Origin of the sequence: Caballeronia sp. LjRoot29 (assembly GCF_964252755.1) — a bacterium.
Lineage (GTDB): Bacteria > Pseudomonadota > Gammaproteobacteria > Burkholderiales > Burkholderiaceae > Caballeronia.
Genome location: NZ_CAXUPU020000011.1, coordinates 1 through 16157 on the forward strand (window position 1 = coordinate 1; position 16157 = coordinate 16157).

At 60.4% G+C, this 16157-nt stretch carries 14 protein-coding genes; 4 read left to right on the forward strand and 10 right to left on the reverse strand.

Going from position 1 to position 16157, the window contains the following annotated elements:
* Positions 1 to 52: 52 nt before the first annotated feature.
* The 9 genes from ACSQ83_RS14475 to ACSQ83_RS14515 all read right to left on the reverse strand — a co-directional run bounded on the left by ACSQ83_RS14475 (position 53) and on the right by ACSQ83_RS14515 (position 10624).
* Entirely contained in the window at positions 53 to 1921 is a 1869-nt protein-coding gene (locus ACSQ83_RS14475; protein WP_436228620.1) for a PhoH family protein, read from the reverse strand.
* A 474-nt stretch (positions 1922 to 2395) separates the two neighbouring features.
* Entirely contained in the window at positions 2396 to 2857 is a 462-nt protein-coding gene (locus ACSQ83_RS14480) for a peroxiredoxin (protein WP_414948489.1), read from the reverse strand.
* 246 nt (positions 2858 to 3103) lie between these two features.
* Entirely contained in the window at positions 3104 to 4000 is an 897-nt protein-coding gene (locus tag ACSQ83_RS14485) for a polysaccharide deacetylase family protein (protein WP_436228621.1), read from the reverse strand.
* A 9-nt stretch (positions 4001 to 4009) separates the two neighbouring features.
* Positions 4010 to 5059, reverse strand: coding sequence for a bifunctional UDP-4-keto-pentose/UDP-xylose synthase (locus tag ACSQ83_RS14490; RefSeq protein WP_414948491.1), 1050 nt, complete (start codon positions 5057 to 5059; stop codon positions 4010 to 4012).
* Positions 5056 to 6078, reverse strand: a complete 1023-nt coding sequence (locus ACSQ83_RS14495) for a formyltransferase (RefSeq protein ID WP_436228622.1) — start codon at positions 6076 to 6078, stop codon at positions 5056 to 5058. Before ACSQ83_RS14495 ends, ACSQ83_RS14490 begins: the two co-directional genes overlap by 4 nt.
* The gene (locus tag ACSQ83_RS14500; RefSeq protein WP_414948493.1) at positions 6075 to 7103 is read right to left on the reverse strand and encodes a glycosyltransferase; all 1029 of its coding nucleotides are present in this window, start codon (positions 7101 to 7103) and stop codon (positions 6075 to 6077) included. The genes ACSQ83_RS14495 and ACSQ83_RS14500 overlap by 4 nt, the downstream gene beginning before the upstream one ends.
* A 100-nt stretch (positions 7104 to 7203) precedes the next feature.
* The gene (locus ACSQ83_RS14505; protein ID WP_436228623.1) at positions 7204 to 8367 is read right to left on the reverse strand and encodes a DegT/DnrJ/EryC1/StrS family aminotransferase; all 1164 of its coding nucleotides are present in this window, start codon (positions 8365 to 8367) and stop codon (positions 7204 to 7206) included.
* A 92-nt stretch (positions 8368 to 8459) separates the two neighbouring features.
* The gene (locus tag ACSQ83_RS14510) at positions 8460 to 8831 is read right to left on the reverse strand and encodes an SMR family transporter (RefSeq protein WP_089159042.1); all 372 of its coding nucleotides are present in this window, start codon (positions 8829 to 8831) and stop codon (positions 8460 to 8462) included.
* Between the two features lie 119 nt (positions 8832 to 8950).
* On the reverse strand, positions 8951 to 10624 hold the full coding sequence (locus ACSQ83_RS14515) for a glycosyltransferase family 39 protein (protein WP_436228624.1): 1674 nt from the start codon (positions 10622 to 10624) through the stop codon (positions 8951 to 8953).
* Positions 10625 to 10715: 91 nt separating this feature from the next.
* Here ACSQ83_RS14515 and ACSQ83_RS14520 point away from each other — a divergent pair, with 91 nt between their 5' ends.
* Positions 10716 to 10979 carry a hypothetical protein gene (locus ACSQ83_RS14520; RefSeq protein WP_414948496.1) on the forward strand — a complete coding sequence of 88 codons (264 nt, stop codon included), beginning with the start codon at positions 10716 to 10718 and terminating at the stop codon, positions 10977 to 10979.
* A gap of 57 nt (positions 10980 to 11036) precedes the next feature.
* Here ACSQ83_RS14520 and ACSQ83_RS14525 read toward each other — a convergent pair whose 3' ends face one another.
* The gene (locus tag ACSQ83_RS14525) at positions 11037 to 11411 is read right to left on the reverse strand and encodes an Mth938-like domain-containing protein (protein ID WP_436228625.1); all 375 of its coding nucleotides are present in this window, start codon (positions 11409 to 11411) and stop codon (positions 11037 to 11039) included.
* A 572-nt stretch (positions 11412 to 11983) separates the two neighbouring features.
* Between ACSQ83_RS14525 and ACSQ83_RS14530 the strand changes: the two genes are divergently transcribed.
* Genes ACSQ83_RS14530 through thrC form a run of 3 tightly spaced genes read left to right on the forward strand, consistent with a single transcriptional unit; the run spans position 11984 to position 16020 of the window.
* A complete protein-coding gene (locus ACSQ83_RS14530; RefSeq protein ID WP_414948498.1) occupies positions 11984 to 13222 on the forward strand; it encodes a pyridoxal phosphate-dependent aminotransferase in 1239 nt (412 codons plus the stop codon).
* A 26-nt stretch (positions 13223 to 13248) separates the two neighbouring features.
* Positions 13249 to 14565: a homoserine dehydrogenase gene (locus ACSQ83_RS14535; protein ID WP_299707220.1), complete on the forward strand. Its 1317-nt coding sequence runs from the start codon at positions 13249 to 13251 to the stop codon at positions 14563 to 14565.
* Positions 14566 to 14574: 9 nt separating this feature from the next.
* On the forward strand, positions 14575 to 16020 hold the full coding sequence (gene thrC / locus ACSQ83_RS14540; protein ID WP_436228626.1) for a threonine synthase: 1446 nt from the start codon (positions 14575 to 14577) through the stop codon (positions 16018 to 16020).
* Positions 16021 to 16157 lie beyond the last annotated feature (137 nt).

Here is a 16157-nt window from a genome sequence, read left to right on the forward strand (position 1 = left end):
CAAAAAAGCCCGGCAAGCGATGCTTGCCGGGCTTTCGAAGCATGTCGAAAACTTAAAGAATCTCGGACGCGTAATCCGCCAGACGTGAGCGTTCGCCGCGCGCGAGCGTGACGTGACCGCTATGCGTCCAGCCCTTGAAGCGGTCGACCACGTACGTCAGTCCCGAACTGCCTTCCGTCAGATACGGTGTGTCGATCTGCGCGATATTGCCCAGACACACGATCTTCGTGCCCGGACCGGCGCGCGTGACGAGCGTTTTCATCTGCTTCGGCGTCAAATTCTGCGCTTCGTCGATGATCACGTACTTGTCCACGAAAGTCCGGCCGCGCATGAAGTTCATGCTTTTCACCTTCAGGCGCGATCGGATCAGTTCCTGCGTGGCGGCACGGCCCCATTCGCCGGCAGCGTCGTCGGTCTTCTGCAGGACTTCGAGGTTGTCGTCGAATGCGCCCATCCAGGGCTGCATCTTTTCTTCTTCCGTACCCGGCAAGAAGCCGATGTCCTCACCAACCGGAACAGTCGCACGCGTGACGATAATCTCGTTATAACGCTTGTCGTCGAGCACTTGCGCGAGGCCGGCAGCCAACGCCATCAAGGTCTTGCCGGTACCGGCCTGACCCAGCAGCGTGACGAAATCCACGTCCGGGTTCATCAGCAGGTTCAACGCGAAATTCTGCTCGCGATTGCGCGACGTAATGCCCCACACGTTGTTCTTGTGGTGGCTGTAATCGCGCAGCGTTTGCAGCAGCGCCGTCTTGCCGTTCAGCTCGCGCACGATACCGTAGAACGACGGTTCGCCATTCTGCGGTTCGAAATAAACGAACTCGTTCACCAGCATGGACGCGCATTGCGGACCGGTCACGCGGTAATACGTCGTGCCCGTCTTCGTGTCCTGCCAGCTTTCCATGCCCTTAGCGTGCTTCGTCCAGAAGTCCGAAGGCAGGGCACGCACGCCGGAATAGAGCAGGTCCTTGTCTTCCAGCACCTGGTCGTTGAAATAATCTTCAGCGGGGAGGCCAAGCGCGTGGGCCTTGATGCGCATGTTGATGTCTTTCGACACCAACACGACCTGACGATCCGTCCGCTCCTTCTGCAGCGCGCGAACCACGCCGAGAATCTGGTTGTCAGCCTTGCCGACCGGCAGGCCTTCGACCGGCTCGATATCGGTCAGCGTGGTCTGGAAGTACAGGCGGCCGGTTGCATCGCGATTGCCCAGAGCGGACAACGGCAAGCCTGCCGACATCTCGCCAACATGCGCCACCAGCGCATCCAGCGTACGGCTGACCTGACGCGCATTGCGCGCTACTTCCGACATGCCCTTTTTATGGTTATCGAGTTCCTCGAGCGTCATCATGGGCAGATAGACGTCGTGCTCCTCGAACCGGAACAGCGATGACGGATCGTGCATCAGCACGTTCGTGTCGAGCACGAACAGCTTGCCAATCTCGTTTTCCGGCTGACCGCGCTGGCGACGCTTCTGCTGACCGTGCGGTTGAGCCGCCGCAGCCACGGGCGCGGCAGGCGCTTCGGAGCGTGACGGCGTGCGCGCTTCGACCGGCGTGCGGGCGACAGCCGGCTGCGCGGTTTCGACCTGTTCGGCCGGTGTCGCAGCGGGTTGCAGCAACGCCGCCGTTTGTTTCGTGCGGCGCGTACGCGCGGCGGGTGCAGCGTCGGAGGCTTCTACCGCCGAGCCCTTGGCCGCGTTCGCAAGCGTTTCGCTGGCTATGGCGCGCAACGTATTGGCGGTATTCGCGGCGGCAGGCCGCGAAGCACCGACGCTCGCGCCAAAATCGGTTTCAGTTTCAACTAGATCGCCATCGCTTGCCTGCTTTTTCGATGATCGGGCAGGACGGGCTTTGGCTTTGTATTCTTCAGACGGCAGGAGGTTGCCGAGCTTGACGGGTGCGGTAGGCAAAGGCATGGTTTTCCTCGATAGGATTCGGATCGTATGTCGTGCGTCGCCTGTCGCATCCTGCTTGGGTCTTTCAGGCCTCAGGTTTTGACCAGAAGGCCGGACGTCGATGCAGTTTGCGCCCGGAGACGCGCTTCGGTTTCGAAAACGCCGGTTCGCCTAGATTTCGATCGGCTCCTTGGAAGTTGCGTCCTGAAGAAAACGGGCATGAAACGCACGGACGGCGCGGGACGCCCTAGGGGCGCACGCTGCGGGAGAGGAAGCGTCCGCAAACAAAAAAGCCGCCGTCCCGGACGATGGGACCAGCGGCTCGACAGCGCCTGCTTCAAAGCGCCTTTCAACTTCCGCCACGCCCCGGGATTCCAGGCGTGGCGTGTAGCGGAACCCCGTGCCGGTCGCGGGGAAAACCGCGAAACACCGGACGCTACGCAAAGAGAAATGGAGGGAAGGGCAAGCGCTCATTGCGAATCAATATATCGTGCCTCAAAGCGCTTGTACAGCTTCCACAATCTGCTCAACGTGACCTGGAACCTTTACGCCACGGAACTCCCGGCGAAGCACGCCGTTCGCGTCCAGCAGGAAGGTCGAACGCTCGATTCCGCGCACTTCCTTGCCGTACATTTTCTTCATTTTGATGACACCGAAGAGCGTGCAGATGGCTTCGTCGGAATCGGAAACCAGCGTGTACGGCAGTTCCAGCTTCGCCTTGAAGTTGTCGTGCGACTTCACGCTGTCGCGCGAGATGCCGATCACTTCAGCGCCTGCCTTCTTGAACTGGGCATAAAGATCACGGAACTGCAGGCTTTCCGTTGTGCAGCCGGGCGTGTTGTCTTTCGGATAAAAAAATAGCACGACTTTCTTGCCTCGCAGCGAGGACAGCGAAAAGTCGCCGCCCGTTGCGGGCGCGGTGAAATCGGGAACGGCTTGATCGACTGCGATCGGCACGAAGTTTCTCCTTTTTTTATCGGGTGACGCGTTGCTCGTGCGCCAGTTTCTGGTGAACGAGCATGTTGGAACAGTAGTGCGGATCCGGGAGAAGCTTAAAGCGTTGGGCAAGGTTGGGTCGTGAAGGTCGGCTTGCCCGGCTCAGCGGCGCCGGATTCGGTCCGGCGGCCCGAGTGCAAATAACCTGGTCTTCCAAGCTCAAAACACGCTTCAGGCGTCCACGTGCTTCAATTCGCCCGAAGTGTATTAGTCCGGCTGAAGGATCAACTCGCCCGCGCGACCTGGAATCTCACCCCAGGCGACAGGGTACGTGGGCAGCGTCGCGCGGTCCAGCGTCGCATGATAGTCGCCCATCGTGCAGAAGCTGTGACCCTGTGCACTCCAGCCAGCCAGCAATTGCTCGAATACCGTGGCCAGCTTTTGTCCTTCGAGTTCGGCATGCAGCGTGTAGACCTGGTCGTGCGCCTGCTTCGACGTGAGACCCAGCAAATGCGCCGCGACGTTGTTCACGTCGACGCCATCCACCCCCAGGATTTCATCCAGCGTGGGCAGCGTGGTGGGCATCTGGATGTGGTTCAGCGCCCGGCCGTCGAGCACCGGAATGTAGGGCGTATGGCCACGGCCGTCGGACGCGTACTTCATGCCCCAGGCATCGATTTGTTCGAACGCGTAGCCGTTCATCTGCCAGCCCGCCGCACCGTGCGTAACCGGCGGCGCGCCAAAGATCTCGGCGAAACGTGCGTGACTGCGCTGCATTTGCGCGGTGGTCCATTCGCGATTTCCGGCGCGGACGTTGTCTTGCCAGTACACGTGATCCCACGTGTGGATGCCGCACTCGAAACCGCCTTCGTGGACTGCGCGCATTTCCGCAACCGCACGACGGCCGATATCCGGTCCCGGCAGAAGCACGCCATACATGAGCGTCTTGATGCCGTAATGCTCGACCACCGACGTCCGCGACACCTTCTTGAGAAACCCCGGGCGAAACACGCGGCGCAACGCCCAACCCGTGTGATCGGGTCCGAGGCTGAACAGGAACGTGGCGCGAGCGTGGTATTTGTCGAGCAGGCGCGCGAGATTGGGCACACCTTCGCGCGTACCGCGCAGGGTATCGACGTCGATTTTCAGAACAATGCGAGCCACGCGCCGTCCTTAAGACTGATCTTCGACAAGGCGCCGCGCCGTGCCTACATCGCCGCGATAGGCTTCGAAAATCTTGCGCAACGCGTCGTCCATGGTGGCGACGGGTTTCCAGTCGAGTTCCTGGATCGTGTTGTCGATCTTCGGCACGCGGTTTTGCACGTCCTGATAACCCGCGCCGTAGTAATCGCCCGAGGACGTTTCCACGAGCTGGACCGTCTTCGCGCTTTCAGCGTACTCGCTGATCTCGTTCGCGAGCTTGAGCATCTTGTGCGCGAGTTCACGAACCGAGAAGTTGTTGCTCGGATTGCCGATGTTATAGATCTTGCCGGTCGCCACGCCGTTCTTGTTCTCGATGATCTTCATCAGCGCGCCGATGCCGTCATCAATATCCGTGAACGCGCGCTTTTGCGCGCCGCCATCGACGAGGCTGATGTTTTCACCGCGCACGATGTGACCCAGGAATTGCGTCACCACGCGCGAGCTGCCTTCCTTCGGCGTGTAGATCGAGTCGAGGCCCGGGCCGATCCAGTTGAACGGACGGAACAGCGTGAAGTTCAGGCCTTCCATGCCGTAACCCCAGATCACGCGATCCATCAACTGCTTCGAGCACGCGTAGATCCAGCGCGGCTTGTTGATCGGGCCGTAGCTCAACTGCGATTCTTCGGGATCGAATTGCTCGTCGGTGCACATGCCGTACACCTCGGACGTCGACGGAAACACAAGGTGCTTGCCGTATTTCACAGCCGAACGGACGATGGGCAGGTTCGCTTCGAAGTCGAGTTCGAACACGCGCAGCGGCTGCTTCACATAGGTGGCTGGCGTCGCAATTGCGACCAGCGGCAGGATCACATCGCATTTCTTGATGTGATATTCGACCCACTCCTTGTTGATCGTGATGTCGCCTTCAAAGAAATGCATGCGCTCGTGGTGGGCGAGGTCGCCGAGACGGTCGCGCTGCATGTCCATGCCGAAGACTTCCCAGTCGGTCGTCTCGAGAATGCGCTTGGAGAGGTGGTGGCCAATGAAGCCGTTGACACCCAGGATCAGGACTTTTTTCATGAATGAGGAATTGATTGAGTGAGTCGGCCGAATTCGGCGGGACTGATGACGCGTTCGCAGCCGGCGGGAGTCTGGCTTTCGCCCACGAATGGTTGCCGTAGTTCACGGATGGCGACAACGCGGCTGTCGCCGCATACGCCAAACAGCGCATTATCCTTCACGTGCAGGCCAGGCGGCAAATTCGACAGCTCACGCAGGCTCTCGGCAGCGATGCCCGGCAAGCCGTTTTCGGGCACGAGACGCGCCCGCGCGACGATAAACCGCTGCTGGTCGATGTCCGTAAAAGCCCCCGGATACGGCGGCGCGACGGCGCGAATCAGGTTGTAGACCTGCTGTGCCGGTTGCGACCAGTCGATACGGCCATCCTCCGGCTTCCGGCCGCCGAAATAGCTGCCTTTCGTCAGGTCGTTCGGCAAATGCGGCGCTTCGCCCGCGATCAGGGCCAGCAACACGCGCCACAAGGTTTGTTCTGCGGCGACGGTGGTTTTGTCGAAGACTTGCGAGGCGGTGTCGTCGGGGAGAATGGGGACGGGCGTTTGCGCGAGGATTGCTCCTGCGTCGGGTTTGGCGGCCATTTCGTGCAGCGTCGCGCCCGTTTCTGTTTCCCCGTTCAGCACGGCCCAATTGGTCGGCACGCGTCCCCGGTACTTCGGCAACAACGAACCATGCATGTTGTACGCGCCGCGAGCGGCGAGCGCGAGCACGCCGACCGGCAGCATGTGCCGGTAGTAGAAGGAGAAAATGAAGTCCGGCGCGAGTTCGCTGATTGCGTCATGCAGTTCGGGCGACTTGGGGTCGGCTGGCGTGATCACTGTGATGCCGTGATCCTCCGCGACCGACTTCACGCTGCCGAACCAGATGTTCTCGGCCGGATTGTCCTCGTGCGTGATGACCAGCGCGACTTCAACGCCGCGCGCGAGCAGGACTTGCAAGCAACGAACGCCGACGTTGTGATATGCGAACACGACCGCACGCGGTTTCGCGCGGGGTGCATTTGTGACGGCAACCCCATCGTTCATAGCGGATCGACCTCGCGGCTGATTGCCGCTACCGCTTCCTGGCGAGGCATGGTTCGCGCGAGTTTGCCGTCGCGCTCTTCCAGGATGGTTTGCACCAGGTAACGCGGCCGCGCGCGCACTTGCTGATAGATCCGGCCGATATATTCGCCAAGTAGCCCAAGCGCGAAGATGATCACGCCAAGCATGAAAAAGGTGATAGCGAACAATGTGAACACACCCTGGACTTCCGCGCCGAACATGAAGCGTCGGACCAACAGCAGCAGGAACAGGCCTGCGGACCCCACGGACAGGATCACGCCGATGAACGACAACCACTGCAGCGGTACGACCGAGAAGCCGGTCACCAGGTCAAAATTGAGTCGGATCAGGCTGTACAGCGAATACTTCGATTCCCCAGCAAAACGCTCTTCATGCGCGACATCGATTTCAATCGGATTCTGCGCGAAGGTATAGGCCAGCGCCGGAATGAAGGTGTTGATTTCACCGCACCGGTTAATGGTGTCAATGATGTGCCTGCTGTAACCGCGCAGCATGCACCCCTGGTCGGTCATGCGAATGCGCGTGATGCGCTCGCGCAGCCGGTTCATCAGGCGCGACGCTTTCTTGCGCCAGAAACTGTCCTGGCGTTGCTGGCGAATCGTGCCGACATAGTCGAAACCTTCGCGCATCTTCAGAAGCAGTTTGGCAATTTCCTCAGGGGGATTCTGCAAATCGGCGTCGAGCGTAATGACGCGTTCCCCGCGCGATTGCTCGAAGCCCGCAAGAATGGCCATGTGCTGGCCATAGTTGCCGTTGAGCAGGATCACGCGCGTGGTGTCCGGCCGCGCGCGAAACTGCTGGGCGAGCAATCTCGCCGACTTGTCGCGGCTGCCGTCGTCGATGAAGATCACTTCATACGTTGTGTCGAGCGCGTCGAGTGCGGGATACAGGCGGGAGAAGAGGGCGGCGAGGCCTTCTTCTTCGTTGTACACCGGGACCACGACCGTTAATTCCGGGCCGGTCGGCAGAAAATCCGTTTGACTCATGTTGACGATGGTTCCGCTAGGTGTCCGTGGTGATAAATGTGGTTCTTGTTTTGCTATGCCATCCGCGTGCCGACGATGCCTTCAGTGCACGTCCAGTGCGCTAAATCGCGTGCGCCGCGCAGATTTCGTTGACTGCATCTACGACACGGGTCACGTCGTCCTGGGTCATCTGCGTGAAAAGCGGCAGCGTGACCGTTGATGCACCGTATTTTTCGGCGTGCGGGAACATGCCTTCGTGAAATCCGCGTCCACGATACAGCGTGAACAAATGCAGCGCCGGGTAATGCACGCCCGTGCCAATGCCGCGTTCCTTCATCAGGCCCATGAATGCCGAGCGAGTCAGCGACAAGCGCTCGAGCGGCAGTGCGATCTGGAACATGTGCCAGTTGCTGTCGGTGAAATTCGGCACCGGCAATTGCACGCCCGTTCGCACGGCCGCGCCGTTTGCGAAAGTCTCAAAGTATGCGCGTGCAAGCTCGCGGCGTTGTTCCGTGAAGCGCTCCACGTGCTTGAGCTGGCCGAGGCCGACGCGCGCGGCGACATCGGTGAGATTGTATTTGCCGCCGAGGAGATCGCAATCCATGCCGTCAAAGCCAGTGCGCGTGATGCCTTGTAGCCGGTACTTTTGTGCGAGCACGGCTTCTTCCTCATTATTCAGGACCAGCGCGCCGCCTTCGATTGACGTGACGTTCTTGTTTGCGTGAAAGCTAAACGAAATAATGTCGCCGAATGCGCCGATCTTCTGGCCGCGCCACGACGATCCAAATGCCTGGGCTGCGTCTTCGATCACGCGCAGCCCATGCTCGCGCGCAATGCCGTACAGCCGGTCCATGTCCACGGGCAGACCCGAGAGATACACCGGCAGGATTGCCTTGGTGCGTGGCGTAATGGCCTTTTCGAGCAAATTCAGGTCGATATTGCGCGTGACCGGGTCAATATCTGCGAACACCGGCGTAGCGCCTGTTTCAATGATTACATTGCTGGTCGAGACCCAGGTCATGGGCGTGGTGATCACTTCGTCGCCTTCGCCCACGCCTGCTATACGCAAGCCAATCTCCATGGTCGCCGTGCCGGAATTGAACGTGCGTACCGGGCGGCCGCCGCAATAGGCGGACAGTTCAGCTTCGAACTGCTGGTTTTGCGGGCCAGTCGTGATCCAGCCTGAACGCAGCACGTCGACAACGCCCTGAATCGTCTCTTCGTCGATCTCGGCGCGTACGAAAGGCAGAAAGGGAAGCGTATTAGAAGGCACGTTCTGGGTCATGGAAGCTCTGCGAAGGAAAGGAACGGTGAGATCTTTGATACACGGTGACAGCCGGGCAGGTTCGCTCAAGTGGCCTGGCCACATGAATTGTCTCAACCGCGCGTCAGGACCACGACGCCGATCAGGATAATGCCGATCCCTACCAATCGCTGCAACGACAGGATTTCGCCAAATAAATACCACGCCGCGAACGCGTTCACCACGTAACCGAGCGAGAGCATGGGGTACGCGATTGATACGTCGACCCGCGACAATCCCACGATCCACACGAAGACGCTGATCACGTAGCACGCCAGTCCGCCGATGATTGGCCATTGCGTCGCGATCTTGAAGCCGATCGGCACGATGTTCGCGGGGGTGAATTCGAAATGACCCACGGCGTTTACGCCCGCTTTGAGCAGCAACTGCGCACCGGCGTTCAGCATGACGCCGGTGATGATGCAAATGAAGGATATCGGGTTCATCGTGAGCCGTAATAGGGATTTTTTTAGCGCAGCGCCGCAAAACGATAAGGCTTGGAGGCGTCTCCGGCTTCTGTTTTCGCTGGCGGCCGGTCCTCAGGCAAACACGCGGCGCCATTGTTTCAAGGTTGGGGTTTCTCGACAATCACCCTTCGGTCGTCCCGCGCAATGACCTGCATGGGCACCTGCTTCGCCAGCAGCTCGTCGTAGCGGCCGGGCGGCATCAGCGCAAGACCATAGCGTTGCGCGTCCCAGCGCTGAATCCACTCGTCGATGGTCGGCACCCACTTCTGGGGTTCCGTCGTGACGCCGAACTGCAATTCGTCGGGCTCCTGCACCATGATCATGGTGTGGCCGAGGTAGAACGGCATGGTGTGATCGAGCTTGGCGACCGAGTAGAACGGCGTGTCGGCGGGCAATCGGGCCATGGCGGCTTTCACCGCGGGCACCAGCTGCACGCCCGAACTTTCGCGGCCGAACACATCGTGGCCGGTGCCGGCGATCGTGCCCATGAGCAGCCACGCAGTTCCCAGCAGCACCACGCCACCCATCGAACTACGCCGGTTCAGCCAGATGGCAGCCAGCGTGACCACGAAGGCCACCGCGAGCGCGGCGTACACCCAGACCTGGAATTCCTTGTACAGCGCATTGGGCGTGTGACCCCCGCCCATCCGGCCCAAAAAGATCGCGCCAAACGCTGCCACGACCAGAAACACCGCGTACCCCGTCAGATGCTTGTGCCATTGGGCGCGTGTGAGCAGCGGCAGATAGATGGCGATCAACAACGCAATGGAAGGCGCGATCGGCAGGGTATACGACAGCAATTTCGAATGCGACGCGCTGAAGAACAAGAAGATAAACGCCGTCCAGACGAGAAGCAGTGTGACAGGCGCGAAGCCGTTCGGCTGGCGCGGCACCTTCAGGGCATGCCGGACGCTCTGGAACGTCACCGAGAGCCAGGGCAGGAATCCAACAATCAACACCGGCACGAAGTAGTAAAACGCACCCGGCCGGTTCTGTTCGGGGGTCAGGTATCGCGCAAACTGCTGCACGATGAAAAAGAAATTCAGGAACTCCGGATTCTTGATCTGGACCAGAACGAACCACGGCGCGGCAATGATCAGGAACAGGATCAACCCGCTGCCAATATAAAGCCGGCGCCACAGCGCCCAGTCACGCGCGATCAACGTGTAGAGCACCAGCACCGCGCCCGGAAGAATCAGGCCGACCAGCCCTTTTGACAACAGCGCGAGCGCCATGCCGGCCCAGCAAAGCCACATCCAAAAGCGGACTTGGGGCGCCGGCAGGTTCGGACGTTGCGCCAGCAGCAAGCTGCAGAGCGTGAGTTGCATCCAGAACGACAGGCCCATGTCGAGCGTATCGAAATGGCCCATCAGGTTCCAGTACGGCGAAGTCGCGAGCACCACGGCCGCGCAAAGCCCCGTCACTCCGTTGAACACGCGAGCGCCGGTATAGCCGATCAGCAGCACGCCGGCAAAGCCTGTTAGCGCCGTATAAAGGCGGGCTTGCCATTCGCCGATGCCGAACCATGCGAACGTCAGGGCGTTCGCCCAGGTTTGCAGCGGGGGTTTTTCGAAATACTTGTAGCCGTTGTAGCGCGGCGTGATCCAGTCGCCGGTCACGAACATTTCGCGCGCCATTTCGGCGTAACGGCCTTCGTCGCTTGGAACAAGATGACGCAGGCCCAGCGGCGCGAACCAGATCACGGCAAGTGCCGCGATCAGCAAGAGAAGCGAGAGGCGGGTGAGCGGTAGCCGGGAAGGCGTATCGTTCATGAGGGTTGACCTGTCCGATGCCACTTTCGCGGCGCTAGCAAAATCCATGAGGGGCCCGAGTTTGGCTCATTGAGGCTTAAGGCCGGCTTATTTGGCCCGGTTCCGCACGTTCGGCCCGTTTGGGGCGAGCTGCGCGGCTTATCCGGTGACCTCGGCGCGTCAGCCCATGCAGATTCCGCTGCTTCGACCAAACGCACAAGTCAGCCAGACGGCCAGTCCTTGTGCACCTCGTCATGCGGCGGGCGCTCAAGGGACCAGTGCGTCGACCTGCGGTGCGCAGAAAACAGGCGCTACCGTTGCCGATAGCCGTACCGATATCGACGCCGGGCGGCAGTTTATCGCACTGGCGCAGTGAATCCGTGTTGAAGCGTTGATGTGGCCGTTCGTGCCGGCCTCCATCGGTCAGCCGGGACTACGTTTCGATCAGCAGCGCAGCCGCAACCCGGCGGCCTTCCGACATGAGAATGTTGTAAGTACGGCATGCGGCGCCGAAGTCCATCGTCTCCACGCCAATGCGTTGCTGGGAGAGCCTGGCGATAAGCCGTGGATGCGGAAAACGCAGGCGCGCGCCGCTGCCGAACACGACGACTTCAGGTCCGACCGCGATGAGCGCGTCAAAATCTTCCGGGGTCAGCGCCTCGAACGACGACACCGGCCACGCGATCACCGGCGTTTCCGGCATCACGATGATGCTGCCTTCGTGGCGTTGCAGATTGATCGCGACGTAATCGGCGCCGTAACTCGTGATGGTATTGAGCGCGCCGCTGGCTTCCTGGTGTAATTTCAAATCGGTATTCCGACAGGCAAGTTGATGGCGAAAGGTGACTGGGCGAGCGGCCTGTGACAAAGAGGAGGCCCGGCGCGCAACGCAGCCTTCATCGGTTCACGCGAGCACCCTAATGAAGCCGATGTGCACGCGTTTTACCGGTGGCGCATTGCGAAAGCCACGGATAATCCGCTAAATTATAACTTTTAAGCCGCCAGCGGGTTGCGAGCCCGGGCGGCGCGATGCATCGCGTGCCGCCACAAGCTGCTTGCCGACACGCAATCGGGCGTTTTGCCTTGGCCTGATGGCCATAAGCTCACACGATTCCGCCCAAACCTGCCTCTATCCGACGCATTTTCGCTAGACTGCCTGTTCCGCGTTGCTACTCAGGGTTTCCGCGCGGTGTCCGGTCCGTTTAATGTCTCGCTCAAGGACTCGGTTCGACGTATTTTCACGCTCCGCGTCCGAAGCGCCGGGCAAAAATAACGGCGTTGCCAGCGTTGTGGCGGGTCCGCGGACCTGACTTGTCAATTTTATTTGTCGTTTTCCCTGATCCAGAGCCTGATTTCAGTAACCCAGTGAGCTTTCCTGCCGTGAAACCGATTCTAAAATCCAATAAATTACAGAACGTCTGTTATGACATCCGCGGTCCCGTGCTCGAGCACGCGAAGCGGCTGGAGGACGAGGGCCACCGGATCATCAAGCTCAATATTGGCAACCTGGCTGCCTTCGGCTTCGACGCGCCGGACGAAATCATCCAGGACATGATCCGCAACCTGCCTACTTCGTCGGGGTATTCGGACTCGAAAGGCGTGTTCGCCGCGCGCAAGGCGATCATGCATTACTCCCAGCAGAAGGGCGTGGCAGGCGTCGAGCTGGACGACATCTACATTGGCAACGGCGCGTCCGAATTGATCGTGATGGCCATGCAGGGCTTGCTTAACGACGGCGACGAAGTGCTGCTGCCCGCGCCGGACTACCCGTTGTGGACGGCCGCGGTGAGCTTGTCGGCAGGTACGCCGGTGCATTATCTCTGCGACGAATCTGCCGACTGGATGCCCGATCTCGACGACCTGCGCTCGAAGATCACGTCAAGCACGAAGGCGCTTGTCATCATCAACCCGAATAATCCGACCGGCGCGCTGTATTCGGACGAGTTGCTAAAGGACATGATCGAGATTGCGCGCAAGCATGGCCTGATTATTTTTGCTGACGAGGTCTACGACAAGATCGTCTATGACGGCCGCAAGCACACGGCGGTCGCGGCGCTGTCCGACGACGTGCTGACGGTCACGTTCAATAGCTTGTCGAAAAGTTACCGGGCCTGCGGATATCGCGCGGGCTGGATGTTCATCTCGGGGCTGACGGGTGAGAACCGCCGCATTGCCCATGACTATATGGAAGGGCTCGGCATCCTGGCCTCCATGCGCCTGTGCGCGAACGTGCCCGGGCAATACGCCATCCAGACGGCGCTCGGCGGTTACCAGAGCATCAACGACCTGATCGTGCCGGGCGGGCGCCTGTTCAAGCAGCGGGAACTCGCCTACGACATGCTTACCGCCATTCCCGGCGTGACTTGCGTGAAGCCGCAGGCGGCGCTGTACATGTTCCCGAAGCTCGACCCGAAGATGTATCCGATCGTCGATGACCAGCAGTTCATTACGGACCTGCTGCTCGAAGAACGCACGCTGCTTGTGCAGGGCACCGGCTTCAACTGGCCGACGCCCGATCATTTTCGGGTGGTGTTCCTGCCGAACGTCGATGATCTTGCTGACTCCATCAACCGTATCGCGCGCTTTCTCGATGGTTATCGAAAACGTCACTCTGTCTAAACCTCTCTTATAAGACTCACGCTGCAATGGAACCGATCAAAGTTGGCCTGCTGGGCTTCGGCACCGTCGGCAGCGGCACCTTCACGGTGCTGCGCCGCAATCAGGAAGAAATCAAACGGCGCGCCGGACGGGGCATCGAAATTACGCGCATCGCGGTGCGCACGCCGTCGAAGGTGCAGGGCGCCGAAGGTATCGACGTCACGACCGACTTCAACGCGGTCGTTGACGATCCTTCCATCGACATCGTCGCCGAGATGATTGGCGGTACGGGCGTTGCGCGCGAACTGGTGCTGCGCGCTATTGCAAACGGCAAGCACGTGGTGACGGCAAACAAGGCGCTCCTCGCCGTGCACGGTAGCGAGATTTTCGAAGCGGCCAGCAAGAAGGGCGTGATGGTCGCGTTCGAAGCCGCGGTCGCGGGCGGCATTCCGATCATCAAGGCGCTGCGCGAAGGGCTGACGGCGAACCGGATCCAGTACATCGCGGGCATCATCAACGGCACGACGAACTACATTCTCTCGGAGATGCGCGACCGCGGACTCGACTTCGCGACCGCGCTGAAAGCGGCCCAGGAACTGGGTTATGCCGAAGCTGATCCGACCTTCGACATTGAAGGCGTGGACGCGGCGCACAAGGTCACGATCATGAGCGCCATAGCGTTCGGCGTGCCCGTGCAATTCGACCGGGCTTACGTGGAAGGGATTAGCAAGCTCGACGCCATTGATATCCGCTATGCCGAGGCACTCGGGTACCGAATCAAGCTGCTGGGTATTGCGCGCCGCACGGAGAAGGGCATCGAGTTGCGCACGCATCCCACGCTGATTCCGGCAAAACGCCTGCTGGCGAACGTGGAAGGCGCGATGAACGCGGTGGTCGTCCACGGCGATGCGGTGGGCACCACGCTCTATTACGGCAAGGGCGCGGGCGCCGAGCCGACCGCGTCGGCGGTAGTCGCCGATCTCGTGGACGTTACACGCCTGCATACGGCCGACCCGGAACATCGCGTGCCGCATCTGGCGTTCCAGCCGGACAGCCTGGCCAACACGCCGATCCTGCCGATCGAAGAAGTGACGAGCAGCTACTACCTGCGCCTGCGCGTGGCCGACGTCACGGGCGTGCTCGCCAACATCACGCGGATCCTCGCCGACAAGGTCATTTCCATCGACGCGTTGCTGCAGAAGGAATCCGAGCATGTCGACGGTGAGGACAAGGGCGAGACCGACATCATCCTGCTGACGCACGAAACGGTCGAACGGGAAATCAACGCGGCGATCACGCAGATCGAGGCGCTTTCCACCGTGGTCTCGAAAGTGACGAAGCTGCGCATGGAAGGTTTGAACTAGGGCTTTGATATGAACTACATCTCTACGCGCGGCGCCGGTTTTGGCGAGCGCCATACTTTCTCCGACATCCTGCTCGGCGGTCTCGCGAAGGACGGCGGCCTGTATTTGCCCGCTGAATATCCGCGCGTCACGGCGCAGGAACTGACTGCATGGCGCACGCTTTCGTATGCGGATCTGGCCTACGAAATCTTGCGCAAATTCAGCGACGACATTTCCGACGATGACCTGCGCTCGCTCACGCGCCGCACTTATACGGCGAGCACTTACAGCAACGTTCGCGATCACGAGAGCGCGTCGCAGATCACGCCGCTGAAAACGCTGGGCGAAGAGGGCGGCACGACGGTTTCGCTGCTGGAATTGTCGAACGGTCCCACGCTTGCGTTCAAGGACATGGCCATGCAGTTGCTCGGCAACCTGTTCGAGTACACGCTGGCCAAGCAGGGGCAGACGCTGAACATTCTTGGCGCCACCTCAGGCGACACCGGCAGCGCGGCCGAATACGCCATGCGCGGCAAACAGGGCGTGCGTGTTTTCATGCTGTCGCCGCATCAGAAGATGAGCGCGTTCCAGACGGCGCAGATGTTTTCGCTGCAGGATCCGAACATCTTCAACCTTGCGGTAATCGGCAACTTCGACAATTGCCAGGACATCGTCAAGGCGGTGTCGAACGACCACGCGTTCAAAGCGGCCAACAAGATCGGCACGGTCAATTCGATCAATTGGGCACGTGTGGTGGCGCAGGTCGTCTACTATTTCAAAGGCTACTTCGCCGCGACGAAGTCGAACGCCGAGCGGGTCTCGTTCACAGTGCCATCGGGCAATTTCGGCAATGTTTGCGCCGGGCATATCGCGCGGATGATGGGCTTGCCGATCGAGCAACTGGTTGTCGCCACGAACGAGAACGACGTGCTCGACGAATTTTTCCGCAGCGGGATTTATCGCGTGCGCACGGCGGCCGAGACGTATCACACGACCAGCCCGAGCATGGATATCTCGAAGGCGTCGAATTTCGAGCGTTTTGTGTTCGATCTGCTCGGCCGCGATCCCGCACGCGTGCTTCAGCTTTTCCGCGACGTGGAAGAAAAGGGTGGTTTTGACCTCGCGGCCAGCGGCGACTTTGCGCGCGTGAAGGAGTTTGGTTTCGTGTCGGGACGCAGCAGCCATGCGGACCGGGTGGACACCATCCGTGACGCGTTCAGGCGTTACGGCACCATGATCGACACCCACACGGCCGACGGCCTGAAGGTTGCGCGCGAGCACCTGAAACCTGGCGTGCCGATGATCGTGCTGGAAACTGCCCAGCCGATTAAATTCGGCGAGACCATCCGTGAAGCGCTCGAGCGCGAACCAGAGCGGCCGGCGGCATTTATCGGTATCGAAGCATTGCCACAGAAATTCGATATCTTGGCGGCCGAGGCGGATCTGGTGAAGGCGTATATCGCGGAACGCATCTAGGCTCGGGATGCGCGGCGCCAGCGGATCCGGGCAGGTTCAACCAGCCCGGAACGCCTGGCGCAGTCTCGACCGTGGTGCCATCGTGGCGCCTGCGGCGGCATTTGCGGACCGGCGGAAGCAGCGGTCTACGCACTCCA